The 20,188-nt window shown below is 66.5% G+C and carries 23 protein-coding genes; 13 read left to right on the top strand and 10 right to left on the bottom strand.

What is annotated here, in order from left to right:
- Nucleotides 1–454, top strand: a 454-nt coding sequence (locus tag JWM94_RS13110; protein WP_299427729.1) for an ATP-binding cassette domain-containing protein, incomplete at its 5' end; no start/stop codon positions are given.
- Between the two features lie 15 nt (nucleotides 455–469).
- On the opposite strand, the gene JWM94_RS13115 is transcribed toward JWM94_RS13110, so the two are convergent.
- Nucleotides 470–889 (bottom strand): hypothetical protein, encoded by a 420-nt coding sequence (locus tag JWM94_RS13115; RefSeq protein WP_299427732.1) that lies wholly within the window; start codon nucleotides 887–889, stop codon nucleotides 470–472.
- 236 nt (nucleotides 890–1,125) lie between these two features.
- Between JWM94_RS13115 and JWM94_RS13120 the strand changes: the two genes are divergently transcribed.
- From JWM94_RS13120 to JWM94_RS13130, 3 genes are all read left to right on the top strand, one after another.
- The gene (locus JWM94_RS13120) at nucleotides 1,126–1,581 is read left to right on the top strand and encodes a PA2169 family four-helix-bundle protein (protein WP_299427735.1); all 456 of its coding nucleotides are present in this window, start codon (nucleotides 1,126–1,128) and stop codon (nucleotides 1,579–1,581) included.
- 482 nt (nucleotides 1,582–2,063) lie between these two features.
- Nucleotides 2,064–2,417: a hypothetical protein gene (locus tag JWM94_RS13125; protein ID WP_299427738.1), complete on the top strand. Its 354-nt coding sequence runs from the start codon at nucleotides 2,064–2,066 to the stop codon at nucleotides 2,415–2,417.
- Between the two features lie 183 nt (nucleotides 2,418–2,600).
- Nucleotides 2,601–3,011: a glycine zipper 2TM domain-containing protein gene (locus tag JWM94_RS13130; protein ID WP_299427741.1), complete on the top strand. Its 411-nt coding sequence runs from the start codon at nucleotides 2,601–2,603 to the stop codon at nucleotides 3,009–3,011.
- A 44-nt stretch (nucleotides 3,012–3,055) separates the two neighbouring features.
- Here the strand turns inward: JWM94_RS13130 and JWM94_RS13135 are convergent, their stop codons facing one another.
- A complete protein-coding gene (locus JWM94_RS13135; protein WP_299427744.1) occupies nucleotides 3,056–4,132 on the bottom strand; it encodes an alkene reductase in 1,077 nt (358 codons plus the stop codon).
- Nucleotides 4,133–4,184: 52 nt separating this feature from the next.
- Here JWM94_RS13135 and JWM94_RS13140 point away from each other — a divergent pair, with 52 nt between their 5' ends.
- The 6 genes from JWM94_RS13140 to JWM94_RS13165 are packed head-to-tail and all read left to right on the top strand — an operon-like array spanning nucleotide 4,185 to nucleotide 10,089.
- Nucleotides 4,185–5,111 (top strand): DMT family transporter, encoded by a 927-nt coding sequence (locus JWM94_RS13140; RefSeq protein WP_299427747.1) that lies wholly within the window; start codon nucleotides 4,185–4,187, stop codon nucleotides 5,109–5,111.
- Between the two features lie 6 nt (nucleotides 5,112–5,117).
- Complete coding sequence (locus tag JWM94_RS13145; protein ID WP_299427750.1) at nucleotides 5,118–5,774, top strand: COQ9 family protein; 657 nt, start codon at nucleotides 5,118–5,120, stop codon at nucleotides 5,772–5,774.
- A 42-nt stretch (nucleotides 5,775–5,816) separates the two neighbouring features.
- Nucleotides 5,817–6,077 (top strand): FeoA family protein, encoded by a 261-nt coding sequence (locus JWM94_RS13150; protein WP_299427753.1) that lies wholly within the window; start codon nucleotides 5,817–5,819, stop codon nucleotides 6,075–6,077.
- A 1-nt stretch (nucleotide 6,078) separates the two neighbouring features.
- A complete protein-coding gene (gene feoB / locus JWM94_RS13155) occupies nucleotides 6,079–7,941 on the top strand; it encodes a ferrous iron transport protein B (RefSeq protein ID WP_299427756.1) in 1,863 nt (620 codons plus the stop codon).
- A gap of 17 nt (nucleotides 7,942–7,958) precedes the next feature.
- On the top strand, nucleotides 7,959–8,504 hold the full coding sequence (gene ssb / locus JWM94_RS13160; RefSeq protein ID WP_299427760.1) for a single-stranded DNA-binding protein: 546 nt from the start codon (nucleotides 7,959–7,961) through the stop codon (nucleotides 8,502–8,504).
- 40 nt (nucleotides 8,505–8,544) lie between these two features.
- Nucleotides 8,545–10,089, top strand: coding sequence for a PAS domain-containing protein (locus JWM94_RS13165; RefSeq protein WP_299427763.1), 1,545 nt, complete (start codon nucleotides 8,545–8,547; stop codon nucleotides 10,087–10,089).
- On the opposite strand, the gene JWM94_RS13170 is transcribed toward JWM94_RS13165, so the two are convergent.
- The 4 genes from JWM94_RS13170 to JWM94_RS13185 all read right to left on the bottom strand — a co-directional run bounded on the left by JWM94_RS13170 (nucleotide 10,076) and on the right by JWM94_RS13185 (nucleotide 13,966).
- Complete coding sequence (locus tag JWM94_RS13170; protein WP_299427766.1) at nucleotides 10,076–10,480, bottom strand: response regulator; 405 nt, start codon at nucleotides 10,478–10,480, stop codon at nucleotides 10,076–10,078. The genes JWM94_RS13165 and JWM94_RS13170 overlap by 14 nt on opposite strands.
- 65 nt (nucleotides 10,481–10,545) lie before the next feature.
- Nucleotides 10,546–11,130, bottom strand: coding sequence for a methionine biosynthesis protein MetW (metW, locus tag JWM94_RS13175; protein WP_299427769.1), 585 nt, complete (start codon nucleotides 11,128–11,130; stop codon nucleotides 10,546–10,548).
- Nucleotides 11,127–12,233, bottom strand: a complete 1,107-nt coding sequence (locus tag JWM94_RS13180; RefSeq protein WP_299427772.1) for a homoserine O-acetyltransferase — start codon at nucleotides 12,231–12,233, stop codon at nucleotides 11,127–11,129. Before JWM94_RS13180 ends, metW begins: the two co-directional genes overlap by 4 nt.
- 167 nt (nucleotides 12,234–12,400) lie before the next feature.
- Nucleotides 12,401–13,966, bottom strand: a complete 1,566-nt coding sequence (locus JWM94_RS13185) for an NAD(P)/FAD-dependent oxidoreductase (protein WP_299427775.1) — start codon at nucleotides 13,964–13,966, stop codon at nucleotides 12,401–12,403.
- Nucleotides 13,967–14,030: 64 nt separating this feature from the next.
- On the opposite strand from JWM94_RS13185, the gene hisC reads away from it, so the two are divergent.
- Nucleotides 14,031–15,131, top strand: coding sequence for a histidinol-phosphate transaminase (gene hisC, locus JWM94_RS13190; protein ID WP_299427778.1), 1,101 nt, complete (start codon nucleotides 14,031–14,033; stop codon nucleotides 15,129–15,131).
- A gap of 87 nt (nucleotides 15,132–15,218) precedes the next feature.
- The gene (locus JWM94_RS13195) at nucleotides 15,219–16,127 is read left to right on the top strand and encodes a prephenate/arogenate dehydrogenase family protein (RefSeq protein WP_299427781.1); all 909 of its coding nucleotides are present in this window, start codon (nucleotides 15,219–15,221) and stop codon (nucleotides 16,125–16,127) included.
- A gap of 222 nt (nucleotides 16,128–16,349) precedes the next feature.
- On the opposite strand, the gene JWM94_RS13200 is transcribed toward JWM94_RS13195, so the two are convergent.
- The 4 genes from JWM94_RS13200 to ftsE are packed head-to-tail and all read right to left on the bottom strand — an operon-like array spanning nucleotide 16,350 to nucleotide 19,172.
- Nucleotides 16,350–17,039, bottom strand: coding sequence for a 1-acyl-sn-glycerol-3-phosphate acyltransferase (locus JWM94_RS13200; RefSeq protein WP_299427784.1), 690 nt, complete (start codon nucleotides 17,037–17,039; stop codon nucleotides 16,350–16,352).
- The gene (locus JWM94_RS13205; RefSeq protein WP_299427787.1) at nucleotides 17,036–17,575 is read right to left on the bottom strand and encodes a YdcF family protein; all 540 of its coding nucleotides are present in this window, start codon (nucleotides 17,573–17,575) and stop codon (nucleotides 17,036–17,038) included. Before JWM94_RS13205 ends, JWM94_RS13200 begins: the two co-directional genes overlap by 4 nt.
- Entirely contained in the window at nucleotides 17,572–18,465 is an 894-nt protein-coding gene (locus JWM94_RS13210; protein WP_299427790.1) for an FtsX-like permease family protein, read from the bottom strand. Before JWM94_RS13210 ends, JWM94_RS13205 begins: the two co-directional genes overlap by 4 nt.
- Nucleotides 18,462–19,172: a cell division ATP-binding protein FtsE gene (ftsE, locus tag JWM94_RS13215; RefSeq protein WP_299427793.1), complete on the bottom strand. Its 711-nt coding sequence runs from the start codon at nucleotides 19,170–19,172 to the stop codon at nucleotides 18,462–18,464. Before ftsE ends, JWM94_RS13210 begins: the two co-directional genes overlap by 4 nt.
- 153 nt (nucleotides 19,173–19,325) lie before the next feature.
- On the opposite strand from ftsE, the gene JWM94_RS13220 reads away from it, so the two are divergent.
- Nucleotides 19,326–20,042, top strand: a complete 717-nt coding sequence (locus tag JWM94_RS13220; protein ID WP_299427796.1) for a zinc-ribbon domain-containing protein — start codon at nucleotides 19,326–19,328, stop codon at nucleotides 20,040–20,042.
- Nucleotides 20,043–20,188 lie beyond the last annotated feature (146 nt).

Below are 20,188 nucleotides of genomic sequence, written 5' to 3' on the forward strand. Positions count from 1 at the left end.
GGCCGTCCCCGGCATCCGCGACAAGATGGCGATGCTGGTCGAGGTCGGGCTCGGCTATATCAAGGTCGGGCAACAGGCGACGACGCTGTCGGGCGGCGAGGCGCAGCGCGTCAAGCTCGCCAAGGAATTGTCGCGCCGCGCGACCGGCAACACGCTCTACATCCTCGACGAGCCGACCACCGGCCTGCATTTCGAGGACGTGCGCAAGCTGCTCGAAGTGCTCCACGCGCTGGTCGACCAGGGCAATACGGTGGTGGTGATCGAGCACAACCTCGACGTCATCAAGACCGCCGACTGGGTGATCGACCTGGGGCCCGAGGGCGGGGTCAAGGGGGGCGAGGTTGTTGCGGTTGGCACGCCCGAGGATGTGGCGAAGGAGCCGCGGTCGTTTACCGGGCGGTATTTGCAGGGGTTGTTGGGCGCGAAGGGCAAACGGGAAGTCGAGGCGGCCTAGCCGGAACCTTAACGTTTATAATGGAAGTGGGGGTTCCTCATTTTCCCTGATAAGCTTTCCTTCATCGACCTCTTTAAGAAACCGCTTTACGTCATTTGGAAATGAATTGCTCGTTAGCCAAGCATTCTCGTCGAATCTCGTGACTTCTTTCTCCAGCTTTAAGCTCCACGATGTCGTGCGATACTTTTGTACCGTATCTTTTCCCCAGTTCATCAGCTCAGGCCATCTTTGACGCGCAGCATTAACAATCGCCGAAATCGCGTCAACTCGATTTAAACGACTTCGTTTAAATATCTCCAGCGCAAATACCGAAACTGCAAGGTTTTTTACTAGGGTCGTCCCAGATTGATCCTGCGCATGACCAATCTGCTCGACAAATATACTATAAAGATTTCCAAGATCCTCGAGTTGACGCTTCTCCGGTATTTTCGGCAAAATGCCTCTCTGTTCGCGAAACTCCAAATAAGATCGAGGATTGTACGGTAACAGTTACTAAACGCCAAAACGCGGCGCCGCCAGCCGCGGGCGCCTAGGTCGCTCAATTTTAGCCTTCGCTAAAATCCTCGCCGGCGCGCCTAACCTCCATCAGTGCAAAAAACGCGGCGTGCCGCGCGACCATCTCCGCCTTTACGCGTTCACCCGGCTCCCCAATCCCCCGAGGAGAGTAACCCGTGACCGACACCAGCCATGACATCCGCACGCTCAACGGCCTGATCGCCACCACGATCGACAGCGTCGACGGCTATACCGAGGCCGCCAAGGATGCCGAGAACGGCCGCTATGCGCAGATGTTCACCAGCCGCGCGGGCGAGCGCCGTCAGGTCGCCAGCTCGCTCCAGGCCGAAGTGTCGCGGCTCGGCGGCAATCCGGAGGACGACGGCACCGCGCTGGCCGGCGCGCACCGCGTGTTTCTCAACCTCAAGTCCGCCGTCACCGGCCAGGACGACCAGGCGATCGTCAATGAGGTCGAGCGCGGCGAGGACCATATCAAGGCCAAGTTCGAGGACGCGATGCAGGACGACGGGCTGACCGCCGAAACTCGCTCGGCGATCGGCGCGGCGTGGGAATCGGTCAAGGCCGGCCACGACGAGATGCGCGACCTGAAGCACGCCCTCGAAAACAAGTAACACGTCTCTCTGCCCCCCGGAGAGGGGAAGGCGCGGTGGGCATCGGCCCGCCGCGCCTTTTTGTTTTTTTTGGGGATGGAGAACTCGCTTTCCTACAACCTGCCCGATGCCATATATGGACGGTCCTCTTGTCACGCCGACGATCGAAGGACGCCGATGCCGTACACGCCCCCCACGCACCGCCTGCGCCACACGGCCGTCACGATCTTGCGCTGTGCGCCTTGGGGGAGGGTGTCGCTTTTGTCGTTTTCCGCTCCCATCCGGCGTCGTCACCCCGGGATGTTTGCGGGCTTTGATCCCCGGGCAGTGCGAACATTGGGAACATTCGCATTGGCGGCTGCCGCGTCCCTTCCTCACTTTCGGCCAACGGATGCCCGGCGGAACCCAGGGAGGGTGTAATCTTTGTAATCTTCCGCCGCCGCCGCAACCATCGCTCATCCAGCCCGTTGAAACCGGCACATCGCATCCAAGGGAGACCGATCATGGCCAACACCGGACAGACCCGCGGCAGCAACGGCCGCTTCAAGCCCAACCATTCGACCCGCAACCGCGCAATCGGCGCCGCTTCCGTCATCGGGCTCGCCGCCGCGGCGGTCGGCGCGGCGTTGCGTTTCGGGTGGCTCGACCGCTTCTTCCCGTCGATCGAGGGGCATGACGCGCCCGACCTGGCGCTCGACGCCCAGCCCGCCGGCACCGACCGCGCGCCGGAGGCTTTCCGGCCCGATCCGACCGCGATCCCGACCGCGGCGGAGCGCGAGAGCCTGCGCCCGCCCGCGGGGGTCGATAAAGGGTTCACGGAAGATGCCCGGCGCGAGGAATTGACCCCGGCGGAATAATCCACCCGTTCTCCCGCGAAGGCGGGAGCCCAGGGTTACGGGCGATGCGCTCGGTTACCCTGGATTCCCGCCTTCGCGGGAATACGAACTGGCGGAAAGCGCCCCAATCGATTCGCTCGCGCAACCATTACGCCTGCTCAGGCATTGAACGGGCATCGGCGGGGGCAACACAAAGGATGTACCATGCGTAGCCTCACCCTCGGCCTTGTGGCCGCCGCGACCGCGTTGACCGGTTGCTCGACGATGTACGACGACGGGCCGAACACCAGTTACCGGACCTATCGCAACTACGATTACAATCGCCCCGATCCGCAATATCAGGGCTATTATGCCGACCAATATTATGTCGACAATCAACGCTATCGTGAGCGCCGGCTGAGCCGCAACGACCGCATCTATGCGGGCCGCGACGGGCGCTATTATTGCCGCCGGTCGGACGGCACCACCGGGCTCATCGTCGGCGGGATCGCCGGCGGCGCGCTGGGCGCGGCACTGACCTCGGGCCGGTCGGAGCCGCTCGGCATCCTGCTCGGCGCGGCGGCGGGTGCCGCTGCGGGAGCGGCGATCGACCAGGACAACGTTCGTTGCAGATGATCTGATACGGGCGGTTCCGGTTCGGCCGGGACCGCCCGATCGGCTTATTGCGCGGGCACGGCTTCCAAGGCTGGGTAGTCGATGTACCCCTCCGGGCCCGGCGTGTACCACGTCTTGAAGTTGTCCGGCGCAAGCTCGGCCCCGACGCGGAAGCGTTCGGCCAGATCGGGATTGGAGATGTATTTCCGCCCCCAGGCGATCCCGTCGGCCAGCCCGCTTTCGACGTCGGCTTCTCCAAGTTCGTACGTATATTCCTGGTTGAGAATCAGCGGACGCTTGAACACTTGGCGGATCTTGGGGCTGAGCTTGGGCACGTCGCTGGTCCCGAAACTGCCGGTCGTCCCCAACTCGCGCAGTTCGAGAAACGCGATGCCGAGGTCGTTCAGCGCTTTCGCGGCCGGCACGAACACGGCTTCCGGGTTGCTGTCGTCGGCGCCCTGCGTTTCGCCGTTGGGCGACAGGCGGATCGCGGTGCGCCCCGCGCCGACCTCGGCGATCACCGCTTCGACCGCTTCGCGCATGAAGCGGATGCGGTTCTCCGGGCTGCCGCCATAGTCGTCGTCGCGGAAGTTGGTACCGTCGCGCAGGAACTGGTCGATCAGATACCCGTTCGCGCCGTGCAATTGCACCCCGTCGAACCCCGCGGCGATCGCATTGCGCGCGGCAACGGCGTAATCGTCCTGCGCCTGTCGAATGTCATCGATCGTCGCGGCGCGGGCCTCGGCATAGGGGTTTTCGGGCTTGTGATATGGTGCCCGCGTCACCGACGAGGACAGCGGGGTCAGCCCGGTCACGTCGGGCCGCGCGAGCCGCCCCATGTGCCAGATCTGCGCGACGATCTTGCCGCCCGCCTCGTGCACCGCTTCGGTCACCGGCTTCCACGCTTCGACCTGCGCATCGGTCCACAGCCCCGGCGCGTTGGGCCAGCCGAGCCCGAGCCGGCTGACGCCAGTGCCCTCGGTGATGATCAATCCGGCGCCGGCGCGCTGGCGGTAGTAATCGATCATGATGTCGGTCGGGACATGCTCGTTCGTCGAGCGGCCGCGCGTCAGCGGCGCCATCAGGATGCGGTTCTTCGCGGCGATATCGCCAAGCTGGATCGGATCGAAAAGCGTAGGCAAGTGGCAACTCCCTTTGTAGGCGACGCGCCGGAGATAGGTGTTATGGGGCGCCATGCACCAGAGCGACGAGCCAAGAAAAGCTGTCAGCGCGACAAGCCCGTTTGCGTTCGCCGCGCTGGTGGTGGCGAACGTCGCGCTGGCGTTCGGGCCGCTGTTCGTGCGCCTGTCCGATGTCGGTCCGGTCGCGGCGGGGTTCTGGCGGATCGCGCTGGCGGCACCGATCCTGGTGGCGATGGCATTCGCGGGCGGCTGGCGTCCGGCGGGGGTGGCTAAAGGCGTGTGGATCGCGATCGCGGTCGGCGGGCTGTGCTTCGCCGCCGACCTGGCAAGCTGGCATATCGGCATCCTCAAGACGAGCCTCGCCAATGCGACCCTGTTCGGCAATTCGGCGACGTTGTTCTTCCCGGTCTATGGCTTCCTCATCGCCCGCGCTTGGCCGTCGCGGATGCAGGGGTTCGCGCTGCTGCTCGCGCTGGTCGGCGCGGCGTTGCTGATGGGACGGTCGTTCCAGATCGCGCCCGAGCATCTGGCGGGCGACCTGCTCTGCCTGCTCGCGGGGTTCCTCTACACCTTCTACTTCGCGGCGATGGCACGCGCGAGGGATACGATGGCGCCGATCCCCGCGCTGGCCGTGTCGACGCTGGCGAGCGCGCTGCCGCTGCTGCTGTTCGCCATGTTCATGCGCGAACAGGTCATGCCGCACCACTGGACCCCGCTGATCGCGCTGGCGCTGGCGAGCCAGGTGCTCGGTCAGGGCATGATGATCTTCGCGCTCGGGCAATTGTCGCCTTTGGTTGTCGGCATCGGCCTCCTCATCCAGCCCGTGGTAGCGGCCGCGATCGGGTGGATCGGCTATGGCGAGAAGCTCGACGGCGTCGACCTGATCGGCGCGGTCCTCGTCGCGATCGCGCTGGTGCTCGTCCGCCGCGCCCGGTCTGACCCGCAGGAGCTTGCCCCCGAAGGCGTCGCGGAGGCATAAGGCGGCATGACGCTCCCCGCCGACCCGACGATCCCCGAAATCCGCGACGCGCTCGCGCCACTCGTCGCCGACAATGCCGCATTCGATGGATGGAAGGCGGCCGCGCGCGACTTGGCCGCCGATACGCTCGGCGTGGATCGCGACATCGCGTTGCTCGCGTTGCCCGACGCGGCGGCGATGATCGATGCGTGGTTCGCGCATATCGACCGCGAGATGGCCGAAAAGCTGCCGCCCGAACGGCTCGGCAACATGAAGGTCCGCGACAAGATCGCTGCGTTGGTCGAGGCGCGGCTCGACAGCCTCGCCCCGCACCGCGAGACGCTGCGCCGCGCACTCGCGATCCTCGCCATGCCGCAAAACGCGGTGCACGGCGCCAAGCTCGGCTGGCGGGCCGCCGACACGATGTGGCGCGCAGCGGGCGACACCGCGACCGATTACAACCATTACACCAAGCGTGCGATGCTCGGCGCGGTCTATGCCGCGACGACAACGGTGTTCCTCGACGACGAGAGCGAAGGCCAGGCCGACACGCGCGCCTTCCTGTCGCGCCGGATCGAGGGGATCATGCGGTTCGAAAAGGCCAAGGGCCAGTTCCTCGCGCGCACCTCGCACCGGCCGAGCCTGTCACGGTTCATCGGACGACTGCGCTACCCGGCGGTCTAGTTCGTTATTGATAATCAATCGCAGCTAGCCTAGCTGTCGCATATGGCGACTCCGCTCAGCCTCGAACAACTCCCCCAGCGCACGCATGCGACCGTGGCCGACATTGCGTGGGACCAGCTCGCCGCGCCCGAAGCGCGCCGCTTGCGCGAGCTCGGGTTCGACGAAGGCGTCGGGGTCGAGGTGCTGCACCGCGCGCGGCTCGGCGGCGGGCCGATCGCGTGCCGGATCGGGCGGATGACCGTCGCTTTGCGCCGCCGTGTCGCGGCGACGGTCCACGTCGCCGTCGTCCAGCCCGCCGAATAGGATGCACCCCGCCCCATTGGTGGCGCTGGTCGGCAACCCGAATGCCGGCAAGAGCGCGCTGTTCAACGCGCTGACCGGCGCGCGGCAAAAGGTCGGCAATTATCCCGGGGTCACCGTCGAGCGCCACGCTGGGCGGATGACACTTCCCGATGGCCGGCCGGTCGAGTTGCTCGATTTGCCCGGCACTTACAGTCTCGAACCCTCGAGCCCCGACGAGCGCGTCACCCGCGATGTTGTCACTGGTACCCAAGCCGGCGAGCGGCTGCCCGACGCGATCATCGTCGTGGTCGACGCGTCGAACCTCGACAACCATCTGCGCTTCACGCTCCAGCTGATCGCGCTCGGGCTGCCGCTGGTGGTCGCGCTCAATATGGTCGATCTCGCCGAACGCGACGGGCTGACGCTCGACCCGGCGGCGCTCGAACGCGAGCTCGGCGTGCCGGTGATCCCGACCGTGGCCGTCAGGAAGCGCGGGATCGACGCGCTCAAGGACGCGCTCGACACGCTGGTCACGCCCGGCGCGGTGGCGCTGCGGCGCAGCGACGCGACGCTTCACGCCGATATCGCCACGCTGCAACGCCGCGCGCGCCAGATCGCGGTCGCGGCGACGGTGTCGGAGACACCGGTGCGCCGCTGGACTCACACGCTCGACGCGGTCGCGCTACACCCCGTGTTCGGCATCGCGCTGTTGCTCATCATCCTGTTTGCGATGTTCCAGGCGGTATTCTTCGCCGGTGCCGCCCCCGCCGACGCGATCGACGCCGGGTTCCATTGGCTGGAAGGCCAGGTAACCGCGGCGATGCCCGACGGCGCGATCCGCTCGCTGATCACCGACGGCATCATCGCCGGGGTCGGCGCGGTAATCGTGTTCCTTCCGCAGATCCTGATCCTGTTCTTCTTCATCCTGCTGTTGGAAGCATCGGGCTATATGGTCCGCGCGGCGTTCCTGATGGACCGGATCATGGCGTCGGTCGGCCTGTCCGGCCGCGCGTTCATTCCGCTGCTGTCGAGCTTCGCGTGCGCGGTGCCGGGCATCATGGCGACGCGGACGATCGACGACGAGAAGGACCGGCTGACCACGATCCTGATCGCGCCGCTGATGACCTGCTCTGCGCGGCTCCCGGTCTACACGCTGATCATCGGCGCGCTGATCCCCAACGCCCGGATCGGTGGCGTTTTCGGGTTACAAGGGCTGGTGATGTTCGGACTCTACGTGATGGGCGTGGTCGGCGCGTTCGTCGCGGCGTGGGTGCTGCGCCGCACCGTTACCAAGGGCGCGTCGTCGGGCTTCATGATGGAGATGCCGAAATACCAGATGCCCAATTGGCGCGACATCGCGATCGGGCTGTGGACGCGCTGCGAGATCTTCCTCAAGCGCGCCGGCACGATCATCGCCACCACCACGATCGTGCTGTGGGCGATGCTCACCTTCCCGCAGGCGCCCGTGGGCAGCCCCATATCGCAGGTCAATTATTCGGTCGCGGGCCGCATCGCCAACGGGCTCGAGCCGGTGTTCCGCCCGATCGGGTTCAACCGCGACATCGTCCTCGCGCTGATTCCGGCGATGGCGGCGCGCGAGGTCGCGGTGGCGGCGATCGCAACGACTTATGCGATCGATGCGCCCGAGGGCGATGCCGGCGACCGCGCGATGAAGGCCAAGCTTCAGGCCAATTGGAGCCTGCCCACCGCGCTCGCCTTCCTGATGTGGTTCGTCTTCGCGCCGCAATGCATTTCGACGATCGCGGTCACCAGGCGCGAGACAAATGGGTGGCGCTGGCCCGCTTTCATGGTTGGATACCTGTTCGCGCTCGCCTACATCATGGCTGGAATCACATACTGGCTGGCGGTCTTCGCCGGCCTCTAAGGCAGAGGCAACAATCCATGGCGGGCAGCGTCAACAAGGTCATTCTCGTCGGCAATCTGGGGCGCGACCCCGAGAGCCGTAGTTTCCAGAACGGTGGCAAGGTCGTCAACCTACGCATCGCCACGTCGGATTCGTGGAAGGACAAGAACACCGGCGAGCGCAAGGAAGCGACCGAATGGCATTCGGTGGCGATCTTCAACGAAGGCCTCGCCAACGTCGCCGAGCGCTATCTGCGCAAGGGGAGCAAGGTCTATATCGAAGGTGCGCTCAAGACGCGCAAATGGACCGACCAGGCCGGCGTCGAGAAATATTCGACCGAGATCGTGCTGCAGGGGTTCAACAGTGTGCTGACGATGCTCGACGGCGCGCCCGGCCAGGGCGGCGGCGGTAGTGGTGGCGGCGGATCGGTCGGCAGCGGGCGTGACGATTGGGGCGGCAGCGGCGGCGGTGACGATTTCGCCGGCGCGTCGGCGGGCCGCGGCGGGTCGTCGGGCGGCGGCAAGGCGTTCGGCGGCGGCGGCAGCGGCTTCGCCGACGACCTCGATGACGACGTGCCATTCTGAGGGTGCGGGCACCAACTCGCTACACAGTCGTTAGCACTGGATGAGTGACACCCTTACCGCCCGCGCGGCGCCGGGCTGGAAGATCGACGAAGGCGCGCGCAACGCGCTGATCGCGGCGTACGATCTGGAGGCGTTGCGCGACTCCGCGGCGCTCACGACGATCACCGACTTCGCTGCGGCGCTGTGCGGTTGCCCGGTAGCCTTGGTCAATATCGTCGGGGAGCAGCAGCAAAGCTTCATCGCGCGCACCGGCTATGACGCCGCGGAGGGGCCGGTCGAAACCTCGTTCTGCGCGGTCGGGATGCACACGGGCGATATGATGGTCGTGCCGGACGCCACGCGCGATCCGCGCTTCGCGGACAATCCGCAGGTGACCGGGGCGCCGGGCATCCGTTTCTACGCCGGCGTGACGCTGGCAACCGAACATGGCGTCCCGATCGGCTCGCTATGCGTGATCGACACCGAGCCGCACCCCGATGGCCTGACCCCACTCCAGCGCCAGGGCCTGACGACGCTCGCCGACAACGTCACGTCGCGGCTGCGCGACAGCCGCGACGCCGCCGCGTGGCGCCATGCCGAACACGATGCGCGCCGCGCGCTCGACGACAGCGAAGGGCGCTTCCGCACGCTCGCCGACACGATGCCGCAAATGGTGTGGTCGACGCTGCCCGACGGCTTCCACGATTATTACAACGCGCGCTGGTACGAATTCACCGGCGTGCCCGAGGGATCGACCGACGGCGAGGGTTGGAACGGCATGTTCCACCCCGACGACCGGGAGCGCGCCTGGGCGCGCTGGCGCCAGTCGCTGACCAGCGGCGACCCGTATGAGATCGAATATCGCCTGCGCTATCGCGACGGCACCTATCGCTGGGTGCTCGGCCGCGCGCTGCCGATCCGCGATGGCGAGGGCAGGATCGTGCGGTGGTTCGGCACCTGCACCGACATCCATGAGCAGAAACTCACCAGCGAAGAGCGCGAGGTGATCAGCCAGGAGCTGAGCCACCGCATCAAGAACATCTTTTCGGTGGTGTCGGGGCTGGTGGCCTTTTCGGCGCGGGCGAATCCCGAATTCGGCGCCATCGCGAGCGATCTGCGCGACCGGATCACCGCGCTCGGCCGCGCGCACGATTTCGTCCGCCCGCACAGCCCCGCCTCGATGCCCAAGAATCACCCGACCAGCCTGATCGGGCTGCTCGGCGAATTGTTCGTGCCGTATCAGCTGACCGACCGCGACCGCGTGACGGTCAGCGGCGAGGACGTGGCGATCGACGACCGCTCGGCGACTCCGCTTGCCTTGCTGTTCCACGAACTCGCGACCAACGCGACCAAATACGGCGCGCTGTCGGCACCCGACGGATCGGTCTCGGTAACGATGGCGCGAAGTGATGATTCGGTGACGCTCGACTGGCGCGAGCAAGGCGGCCCCGCGGTGGCGCAACCGACGACCACTGGCGGATTCGGGACGCAATTGATGGAGTTGAGTGCGGTGCGGCAACTCGGCGGTACGGTCAGGCGCGACTGGAAGCCCGAAGGCCTCGACGTGACGGTGACGGTGCCGCTGGCGGCGTTCAGGCGCCGTTGACGCCGCGGTCTAGCAGGATGAGATCGTCGTTCGCCGCTTCCGGATGCTGTTCCCCCGCCGCGACCGCCGCCGCCGCCAGGATCGCGCGTTCGCTGAACGGCTTGCGGATATAGCCGAGCGCCTCGGTCGGCAGCGCGATCTGCGCGGGGTTGGCGGTCACGAACACGACCTTCACGCCATGCTCGCGCGCCAGCGTCGCGGCGATGTCGGGCCCGGTCGGGCCATCGCGCAGGTTGATATCGACGAACGCGAATTCGCAGCGTGCCCCGGCCTCCAGCGCGGTCTGGCGGTCGGCAGCGATCGCCGTCACCTGATATCCCGCATCGGTGAGGATGCGTTCCAGATCAAGCGCGACGAAAATCTCGTCTTCGACAATAAGTGCTGTGGGCAAGGCGAGTTGATCCAAATCAGTGTCATGTCAAAACCTGACAAGGGCCGGTTTGGTTCCAATCTTGCCTAGCGACGTAACAAAAATATCGCATGCTCGGCGAGCAGGTTCGCCAGCGCTGCGCCGGTACGCTGGTCGCCCGACAGGAACCACGCGCCCTCAACGGCGATGCCGCGTTCCTTCAGCAACGCCCGGAAATCGTCGATCGTGACGTGATGGATATTGGGAGTCGCGTACCATGCCAGCGGCAATAACCGCGTGACCGGCATCCTCCCGCCCCACAGCAACGATGCGCGTACCCGCCAGTGCGCGAAATTGGGGAACGACACGAACGCCTTGCGCCCGATCCGCAGCAAATGATCGAGCACGACGTCGGGGGCGCGCGTGGTCTGCAAGGTCTGGCTGAGGATCGCGTAATCGAAACTGTCGTCGGGATAGCCCGACAAGTCGACATCGGCATCGCCCTGCACCACGGACAACCCCTTGGCCACCGCGCTGGCGACGTCTTCGGAAGCGAGTTCGAGACCGCGCGCATCGCAGCCATGGTCGCGCAAAGCCGCCATCAGCGCCCCATCGCCACACCCGACATCGAGCACGCGGCTGCCGTGGGCGACATTGGCGGCGATCACCGCGAGGTCGGGGCGCAGGCTCATCGCGCCGCCCTCAAAAACCCATCGACCACCCGGTTCAACTCGGGCGAATCGAGCAGGAAGGCATCGTGGCCGTACGGGCTCTTCAATTCGACGAAGCTCACCGCCGCGCCCGCCGCGTTGAGCGCGTGAACGATGATCCGCGATTCTGCCGTCGGGTAAAGCCAGTCGGTGTCGAAGCTGACCAGCGCGAACCGAGTCTTCGTGCCCTTGAACGCATTGGCGAGCAGGCCGCCATGCTCCTCCGCCAAGTCGAAATAATCCATCGCACGCGTGATATAGAGGTAGGAGTTCGCGTCGAACCGGTCGGTGAAGCTAAGCCCCTGGTGCCGCAGATAGCTTTCGACCTGGAAATCGGCGTCGAACCCAAAGGTCTTGGCGTCACGCGCCTGAAGCTTCCGACCGAATTTCTCGGTCAGCCCGGCTTCGGACAAATAAGTGATGTGCGCCGCCATCCGCGCCACCGCGAGCCCCGCCGCGGGCGCGTCGCCGGTGCCGTAATACTCGCCCCCAGCCCATTTGGGATCGGCCATGATCGCTTGGCGCCCGACTTCGTGGAACGCGATGTTCTGCGCGGTGTGGCGCGCGGTCGAGGCGATCACCACTGCCTTGGTAACACGGTCGGGATAGGTCGCCGCCCAGCTGAGAGCCTGCATCCCGCCCATCGACCCGCCCACCACAGCAACATGCCCGATGCCGAGATGATCGAGCAGCATCGCCTGCGCGCGGACCATGTCGCGGATCGTGATGACCGGGAACGCCATCGCCCAGGGCTGGCCGGTCGCGGGGTTGACCGTCGCCGGTCCCGACGAGCCCATGCAGCTGCCGAGCACGTTGGCGCACACGATGAAGTGCCGCGCCAGGTCGATCGGCTTGCCCACACCGACCATCCGCTCCCACCAGCCGGGCTTGCCGGTGACGGGGTGCTCGCTCGCGACATGCTGGTCGCCGGTCAGCGCATGACAGATCAGGATCGCGGGGTCGGCGGGGTCGCCATACGTCTCGTACGCGATATCGACCGGCGACAGCAGCACGCCGCCGTCGAGGCGCAGCGGCCCCGGCAAGCTGACATGGCGCGACAGGCCGAAACGCTGATCGTCGGTCATCAGGGCGGGGTTAGAGAAATTTTGCGATCCATCAACTCAATCCTCCCCGTTTACGGGGAGGTGGCGCGCGAAGCGCGACGGAGGGGGCGTGCTGCGAGCGGTGCGTGTGCGGCCCGCCCCCTCCACCGGCTTCGCCGGTTCCCCTCCCCGTAAACGGGGAGGACTTTTCAACCCATCCTTCTCGCCGGCGCGCGCGCGGCGATCACCGATTGCGCCGCAAGCCGCCCGGTCTGCGCGCCGCCGTTCATGTAACCGGGATACGCATCCGACAAATGCTCGCCGGCAAAATGGACCGGCCCCGCCGGCACGGGCTGCGAGGCGATGCCGTCGGTTTCGGTCCAGATCAGGTCGGCGAACTTGGTCAACTGGCCCGGCCGGAAATTGACGTACGCGCCCATCGAGAAGGGATCGAGGTGCCAGTTGGTCCGCCGCACCGTCGTACCGGTCGCAGCGGTCATCCCCTTGACCCCGCTTTCCGCCAGCTTGGCAAACTTGAGCGCCAGCGCGCGCGGATCGGCCTTGTCGGCGGCGAGCACTTCGCTGCCCCCGGTGAACCACGTCCATACGCTCCCCGCGCCCGGTGCCGGCCGCACCCCGCCATCCCAGCCGAGCGATGCGCCCGCCGCGTGATCGGTCTGCCAGATCTCGCCGCCGCGCCCGATCGATTTCTCCCACGGGCGCGCATTGGTCACCGCCTGTACCTTGCCGTTCTTGCCCAGGCCGACCTCTGCGTTGAACTGGCGCCACAGGCTCGGCAGCGGCACGCCGAACGCGATGCGGCTGATGATCGAGATCGGCACGGTAACGATCACCGCCGAGGCATCGACCTTCTCGCCATTGGAAAAGGTCACGCGCGCGCCGCCGCCGAGCTGATCGATCCGTGTCGCGCGGCGATAGGTGGTGATGCGGCTGGCCAGCCGCGCCGCCATCGCCTCGACCAGCGACGAACTGCCGCCCGCCATCAAATACCGCTCGTCGCTGCGGCTCAGCACGTCGATCCGCCGCCCGTCGATCGTGGGAAGGTTGAACACCAGTTCGACCGCCGACGCCTGGCTCGGCTCGCAGCCATATTCGGTCCGCGCGGTCGCCTCCATCAGGCGGCGCACCCACGGATCGGGCATGAGCTTGGCGTATTTGTCGAGGTATCCGGCGAACGACATCTTATCGAGCTCGGCGGACACCTTGGCATAATTCTGGTCGAGCCGGACCGAATCACTGTCGATCTGCCCGGCGATCCCGCGCAGCCCCGCGACCAGCTTCGGCTCGGGCACTTCTTTCGCGCCGTCGAGCACCATCGTGCGGTGCGTCCCACCCTTGCGGTCGATCAGCTGGATGCCGAACTCGCGGCACAGGTCGTGCATGTCGGCATGGTCGGTGTTGACCAATTGCCCGCCGATTTCGATCGACGGCTGCCCCTTCGCCTTGGCGGTGAACATCCGTCCGCCGAGCCGCGTGCGCGCTTCGTACAGCCGCGCATCGATGCCTGCCTGCGTCAAATGCCAAAGGGCCGACAGCCCAGCGATACCACCGCCAATGATCACCACCGGCCCACTGCCCGTGGCACGTGCCTGGCGCGGCAGGGCAGCGGTGGCCGCGGTCGCCGCCAGCGCAAGCAACACTTGCCGCCGCGTCTGGCCGTCGCCGCCCGGTACGGGCGCGGCCTCGCCAGCGTCGCGCAAATTCTCGTGCCGTGCGCGTTCGAGCGCCTGCCAAAAAGCCGTCGGTCCCCGCATCGTCCCTCCCCTGCACAGGGCCATAGCTTGCCAAGCCGAGCGCCGCCAGCGCATAGGCGCGGCCATGTCCGGACCCGAACCCAAACCATGGATCATGGCGATCGCCCCCTACATTCCGGGGCGCTCGACGACCGATGATGGCCGCAAGGTCGCCAAGCTGTCGTCGAACGAGAACCCGCTTGGCACCAGCCCCAAGGCGCGCGCCGCGTTCGTCGAAGCATCGGGCAATCTGGAGCGCTATCCCGACGCGAGCGGCACCGAACTGCGCGAGGTGCTCGCGGCAAAGCATGGGCTCGACCCCGCGCGGATCATCTATGGCAACGGATCGGACGAGGTACTCCATCTGGCGGCGGGCGCGTTCGCCGGGCCGGGCGACGAAGTGATCTTCGTCCATTACGGCTTCGCGGTGTACGAGATCGCGGCGCGGCGGGTCGGCGCAACCCCGGTGATCGCCCCCGACAACGACTATGCCACCGACGTCGATGCGATCCTGGGCTGCGTCACCGATCGGACGCGGATCGTCTATGTCGCCAACCCCAACAACCCCACCGGCACCTATGCGACGCGTGAGGAGATCGCGCGGCTCCATGCGAGGTTGCCGAGCCACGTCCTGCTCGTGCTCGATCATGCCTATGCCGAATATATCGAGGGCGATGCCGAGGATGGCGGGGTGGCGCTCGCCGAGACGGCCTCGAACGTGCTCGTCACGCGGACCTTCTCGAAAATGTACGGGCTTGCCGCGGAGCGGATCGGCTGGGGCTATGCCGCGCCCGAGATCATCGCCGCGATGCACCGCATCCGCCTGCCTTTCTCGATCACGATCGCGGGGACCGCGGCGGCGATCGCGGCATTGGGCGACGAGGAGTTCGTTGCGCACACCCGCGCCCACAACGCCGAATGGCGCGCGTGGTTCTCCGCCGAGATCGCGAAGATGGGCAATGCCGGCCTGCGCGCGGTGCCGAGTCAGGCGAACTTCGTGCTGGTGTTGTTCGAGGGCAAGCTGACCGCCGAGATAGCGTATAAGGGGCTGATGGACGCTGGTTACATCGTCCGCTGGCTGCCGGGCCAGGGCTTGCCGCATGGGTTGCGCATCACGGTCGGGACGGCGGACGAGACTCAGGGCGTCGCCACGGCACTGCGCGCGATGGTTCAAGCAACCGGCTAAAAATCAATCGTTCGTGCTGAGCTTGTCGAAGCACGTGTTCCGGGCACGCCCTTCGACAAGCTCAGGGCGAACGGAGTAAGAGAGGCCATGTTACCTTTTTCCCGCCTCACCATTATCGGCCTGGGCCTGATCGGCTCGTCGATCGCGCGCGCGGTCAAGGCGCATATGCCCAGCGTGCGCGTCACCGGGCATGACGCCGATGCCGGTGTACGCGAAGCCGCCAAGGCGCTGGGCTTCTGCGACGATGTCACCGATACGCCAAGCGCGGCGGTCACCGATGCCGATCTCGTCATCCTGTGCGTCCCCGTCGGCGCCATGGGCGCAGCGGCGGAAGCAATCGCCGCCGATCTGCCCGCCGACGCGATCGTCAGCGATGTGGGATCGTCAAAGGGCACCGTCCTGGCCGCGCTTCAGGCCGCGCTGCCCGGCAACACCATCGTCCCGGCACACCCGGTCGCGGGCACCGAGCGCAGCGGGCCGGAAGCCGGCTTCGCCACGCTTTTCCACGGCCGCTGGTGCATCCTGACCCCGCCCGCCGACGCAGCGCCCGCCGCGGTCGAGCGCGTCGCCGAATTCTGGCGGCGGCTGGGCGCCGAAGTGGAAACGATGGACGCTGACCATCACGACCGCGTGCTCGCGATCACCAGCCATTTGCCGCACTTGATCGCCTATACGATCGTCGGCACCGCCAGCGACATGGAGGAGGTCACGCGCTCCGAAGTCATCAAATATTCCGCCGGCGGCTTTCGCGATTTCACGCGCATTGCCGCCAGCGACCCGACGATGTGGCGCGACGTGTTCCTGTCGAACAAGGACGCGGTGCTCGACATGCTCCAGCGCTTTTCGGAGGATCTGTCGGCGCTCCAGCGCGCGATCCGCTGGGACAAGGGCGACGAGCTGTTCGAGCTGTTCACCCGCACCCGCGCCGTCCGCCGCTCGATCATCGAACAGGGCCAGGACGATGCCGCGCCCGATTTCGGGCGCACGCACGATTAGGCTGGCAATGTTGGATTTCGCCTGACAGCGTGTTTGGGCTCTTTGACATCGTCGACCATTTTGACCCGTGTTCCTGCGAAAGCACGGATAAGGCTGTCGCTTCGGCGGTGCGTCGCTGGCGCGCACGTGTCCGGTTTGGGCGCGCGGATGGCGCATTGGTGGCGCGTCGCGGTAGCGTCGGCGGCGCATTTCACGCCAAACCGCGATTCACCCTCAACTTCCTCAACGTTCGCGATCCAATACGTTGATCGCCGCGTGCACCCGCGCTTCGATCTCGTCGCGCGGCAACCCGGGAGGAATCGGATCGCCGAAGCGGAAGGTGATCGTGCCGGCGCGCTTCAACCCCTTTTTGGGCCATAGCTCGCCGCTGTTCGACGCCACCGGCACGACCGGTAGCGCGAGCATCTTGTAGAGCCCGGCAAAGCCCGACTTGAGCGGTGGCTGCTCGCCGACCTTGACTCTGGTGCCTTCGGGAAACAGGAGCACCGACCGCCCCTGCCCGAGCGCCAGTTTCGCCTGGCGCAGCATGCCCCGTAGCGCGCCCGCCGACGCCGAGCGATCGATCGTAATCACGCCGTAGCGCTTCGCCGCCCAGCCCCAGATCGGAATGCGTTCGAATTCGCGGCGCATGATGATCGCCGGCGAGCCGAGTTCAACCATCAAATCGAACGTCTCGTAGATCGATTGATGCTTCGCCGCGAAGAACACTTGCCCGGTCGGCCGCGGCCCCTCGAACCGGCGCCGGATGCCGAGCAGCCAGCGCGTGCACCAGCGATGAAACAGCACCCAGAACCGCGAATAGGAAACCAGCGCGCCTTGGCCGAACAGCGCCGACAGCGGCACGAACAGCACGATCGGCACCGACAGGCCGTAAAACACCGCAAAGAACGCGATATTGCGCAGCAGCGTCACACCCCGATCCCGGTCCACAAGGCGATCCGGCGCAACAGCAATTTGTTATATTCGACGATCAGCAGCCCGAGCGGCGCCTCGCCCGGCACGCCGTCCGACACGATCGCGACGTCGCTGTCGAGCGCGGCTTTAAGCTCCATGCTGGCGCGCGCCATGTGCCAGTCCGACGTCACCAGCCGTACCGATTTATACCCATGCGCCTTGACCCAGGCGGCGGTTTCCATCGCGTTCGACCGCGTATCGACCGCCTCATGCCCCAGATCGACGCAACACGCGAACAATGCGACCGGGGCGCGGTTGGTGGCGGCCAGTTCGGCCGGGCGCACCCCGGGCGCGACGCCGGTGATGAGCAAGCGCTTGGCCTGATGCTGCGCGATCAGATCGAGCCCGCGGTCGATCCGGCCTGGGCCGCCCGTCGGCACGACAATCGCGTCTGTCGGCTGCCCCTCACGCGGGCGCGGCAACATCACCATGAACGCCACGAACCCCAGCACATAGGCAAGCGCGGTAAATGCGATCAGCCGGCGGACGATCATTGCACGTGCCTCAACCGCCTGAGCACGGCCACGCGTGCCGCCAGCGTCGCGATGAGCGCAAAGAGAACCGGCAATGCCGCCAAAATCAGCCAATCGCGCTGCAACAGCGCCCCGCCGCCAGCCAGTTCCGAGCCAAGCCCCGCCATCTGGTGAAGAATAGCCCAGACCGCGCCCATCGCCGCGACCGCGCCGATCGCGCCGCCGATCACCGTATCGAGCGCGATTCGTCGCTGGAACAACCGCGCAACCTGGACGTCGGTCGACCCCAGCATGTGCAGGATCGCGATCGTGTCGCGGTGCGTTTCGAGGCCAGCGCGCGCGGCCAGCAGCACCACGGCGGTGGTCGCCGCGATCATCAGCAGCACCAATGCCGCCGCCCCCGCGATCATCGTCCGCATGAAATCCGCCACCGGCGACAGCCACCGCGACTGCGAATCGACCCGTGCGCTCGGCGCGGCGGCGCGCACGCCTGCTGCGACGCGCGCCGCGGATTCTTCGCCGGGGACGCTCATATCGACGTCGATCAGCGTGGGGATCGGCACATCCGCGTCGCTCGACGCCTCGCCCAGCCACGGTTTGAGCAACTCATCGAGCCGCGCCCGATCGACCGGTGTGGCGCGCTTGACCGCGGGCATGCCGGCGAGCGCCGCGATTACCGATTTTGTGTCGCGGTCGCGCTGCACCGGATCGGCGGTGACGATCTGCACCGTCAGCCGTCCCGCCAACTGACGGTCGAGCGCGGCCGCCGCATTGACCATGCCGAGCCCGAGCGCGGCGGCGAGCACGGTCAGGAACAGCATGATCGCCATGATCCACATCATCGCGCGCGTGCCGCCGCGCTCGTCGAGCAAGCGGCGGTCGGCGGCCCCGGTGATCACGCTGAGGCTCATTGCGCGGGCCGTGCCGGTGGGTTGCGCAACGCCCCGGTGGGATCCATCAGCCGCCCGGCCTCGAGCCGCATCATGTGCGCGTTCTGGATGCGACCCAGCAAGTGGAAGTCGTGCGTCGCCACCACCACCGTGGTGCCGAGCCGGTTGAGCGATTCGAACAAATGCAGCAACCGCGCCGCCATATCGGGATCGACGTTGCCTGTCGGCTCGTCGGCGACCAGGATTTCGGGGCGTCCGATTACCGCACGCGCGATCGCGACGCGCTGTTGCTCGCCACCCGACAGCGTCGGCGGCGTCGCGTGGCCGCGTTCCGCCAGCCCGACCCAGGCGAGCATTTCGCGCACCGGCGCTTCTATATCGCCTTCGGGCACCCCCGACAGCCTGAGCGGCAGCGCGATATTGTCGAACGCTGACAGATGCGGGACCAGCCGGAAATCCTGGAACACCACGCCGATCCGCCGCCGGAACCCGGGCAGCCGCGCATGCGGCAACGCGCCGGCATCCTCGCCGAACAGGCGGATCGTGCCGGTGGTCGGACGCTGCGCCAGATAGAGCAGTTTGAGCAACGACGTCTTGCCCGCGCCGCTCGCCCCGGTGAGAAAATAGAAGCCGCCCGACGCCAGCGTAAAATGGACGTCCGACAGCGTCTCGCCGTCGCTACCCGGATAGCGCAGCCCCACATCCTCGAACTGCACGATATTCGCCATGCCGGCGTATGCTACCCGCTAAGTGACTGCCCCGCCACCGCCATGGCACGTAACGGTCGGCGTCATCAAGGCAGGAGGCTTGCCGCGTCCCGGCGGCTTGCCTAGGACTCGGCAGACAAGGCCAAGGGGAAGGGCTTTGCGCGGGACGCCGATATGATCCTCGAATGCGGTCAATGCCATACGCGGTATCTGGTCCCCGACAGCGCGGTCGGGCCAGAGGGCCGCACGGTGCGTTGCGCCAATTGCCGGCATAGCTGGTTCCAGCCGCCCCCCGGCGCGCTCGAGCTGACCAAGCCGGTCGCCACCCCAAAGTTCGAGCAGACCCCACCGCCACCTGCGCCGATCGTCGCGGCACCCGCCGAACCGGCCCCGGCCTATGCCGGCGTTGATCACGATTACGATGCGTTTGCCCACGAACCGCCGTTCCGCCCGCGCCGCAATCCGGCGCGGCGCTGGACGATCGCCGCGATCACCGCCGGTGTCCTCATGTTGATCGCCACCGCCGCATTGGTATTCGGCAATCTGCCCAATTTCGCCGCGATGCTGGGCCTGCCGCTCGGCGGCGGCGAAACCCCGCTCAAGTTCGTCAATCTCAAAAAGCCGGACCGCCGCGACTTGCCCAATGGCAGCGAATTGTTCGCGATCGGCGGCCAGGTGAAGAACCCGACCGGCCAGCGCCAGTCGGTCCCCGATATCTTGGCCGAACTGCGCGACGCGTCGGACCGTCCGGTTTATAAATGGACGATCAAGCCCGACCAGCGCACGATTGCGCCCGGGGGCGCGATGAACTTCGACAGCGCCAAGCTCGACGTGCCGACCAGTTCGCGGTCGGTGAAGCTGAGCTTCACCGCCGCCGCTCCGGGAAACTGATTGCGTTCATGAAAGCCCGCTGCTAGGGGCGCTCGCCTGCCAGCCACCGGCCCGTCCGGCGGCATTCAATCACGTGCGGCCGTGGCGGAACTGGTAGACGCGCAACGTTGAGGTCGTTGTGGGCGAAAGCCCGTGGAAGTTCGAGT

Source organism: Sphingomonas bacterium (assembly GCF_028289855.1).
In the GTDB taxonomy this organism is placed as follows: Bacteria; Pseudomonadota; Alphaproteobacteria; order Sphingomonadales; family Sphingomonadaceae; genus Sphingomonas.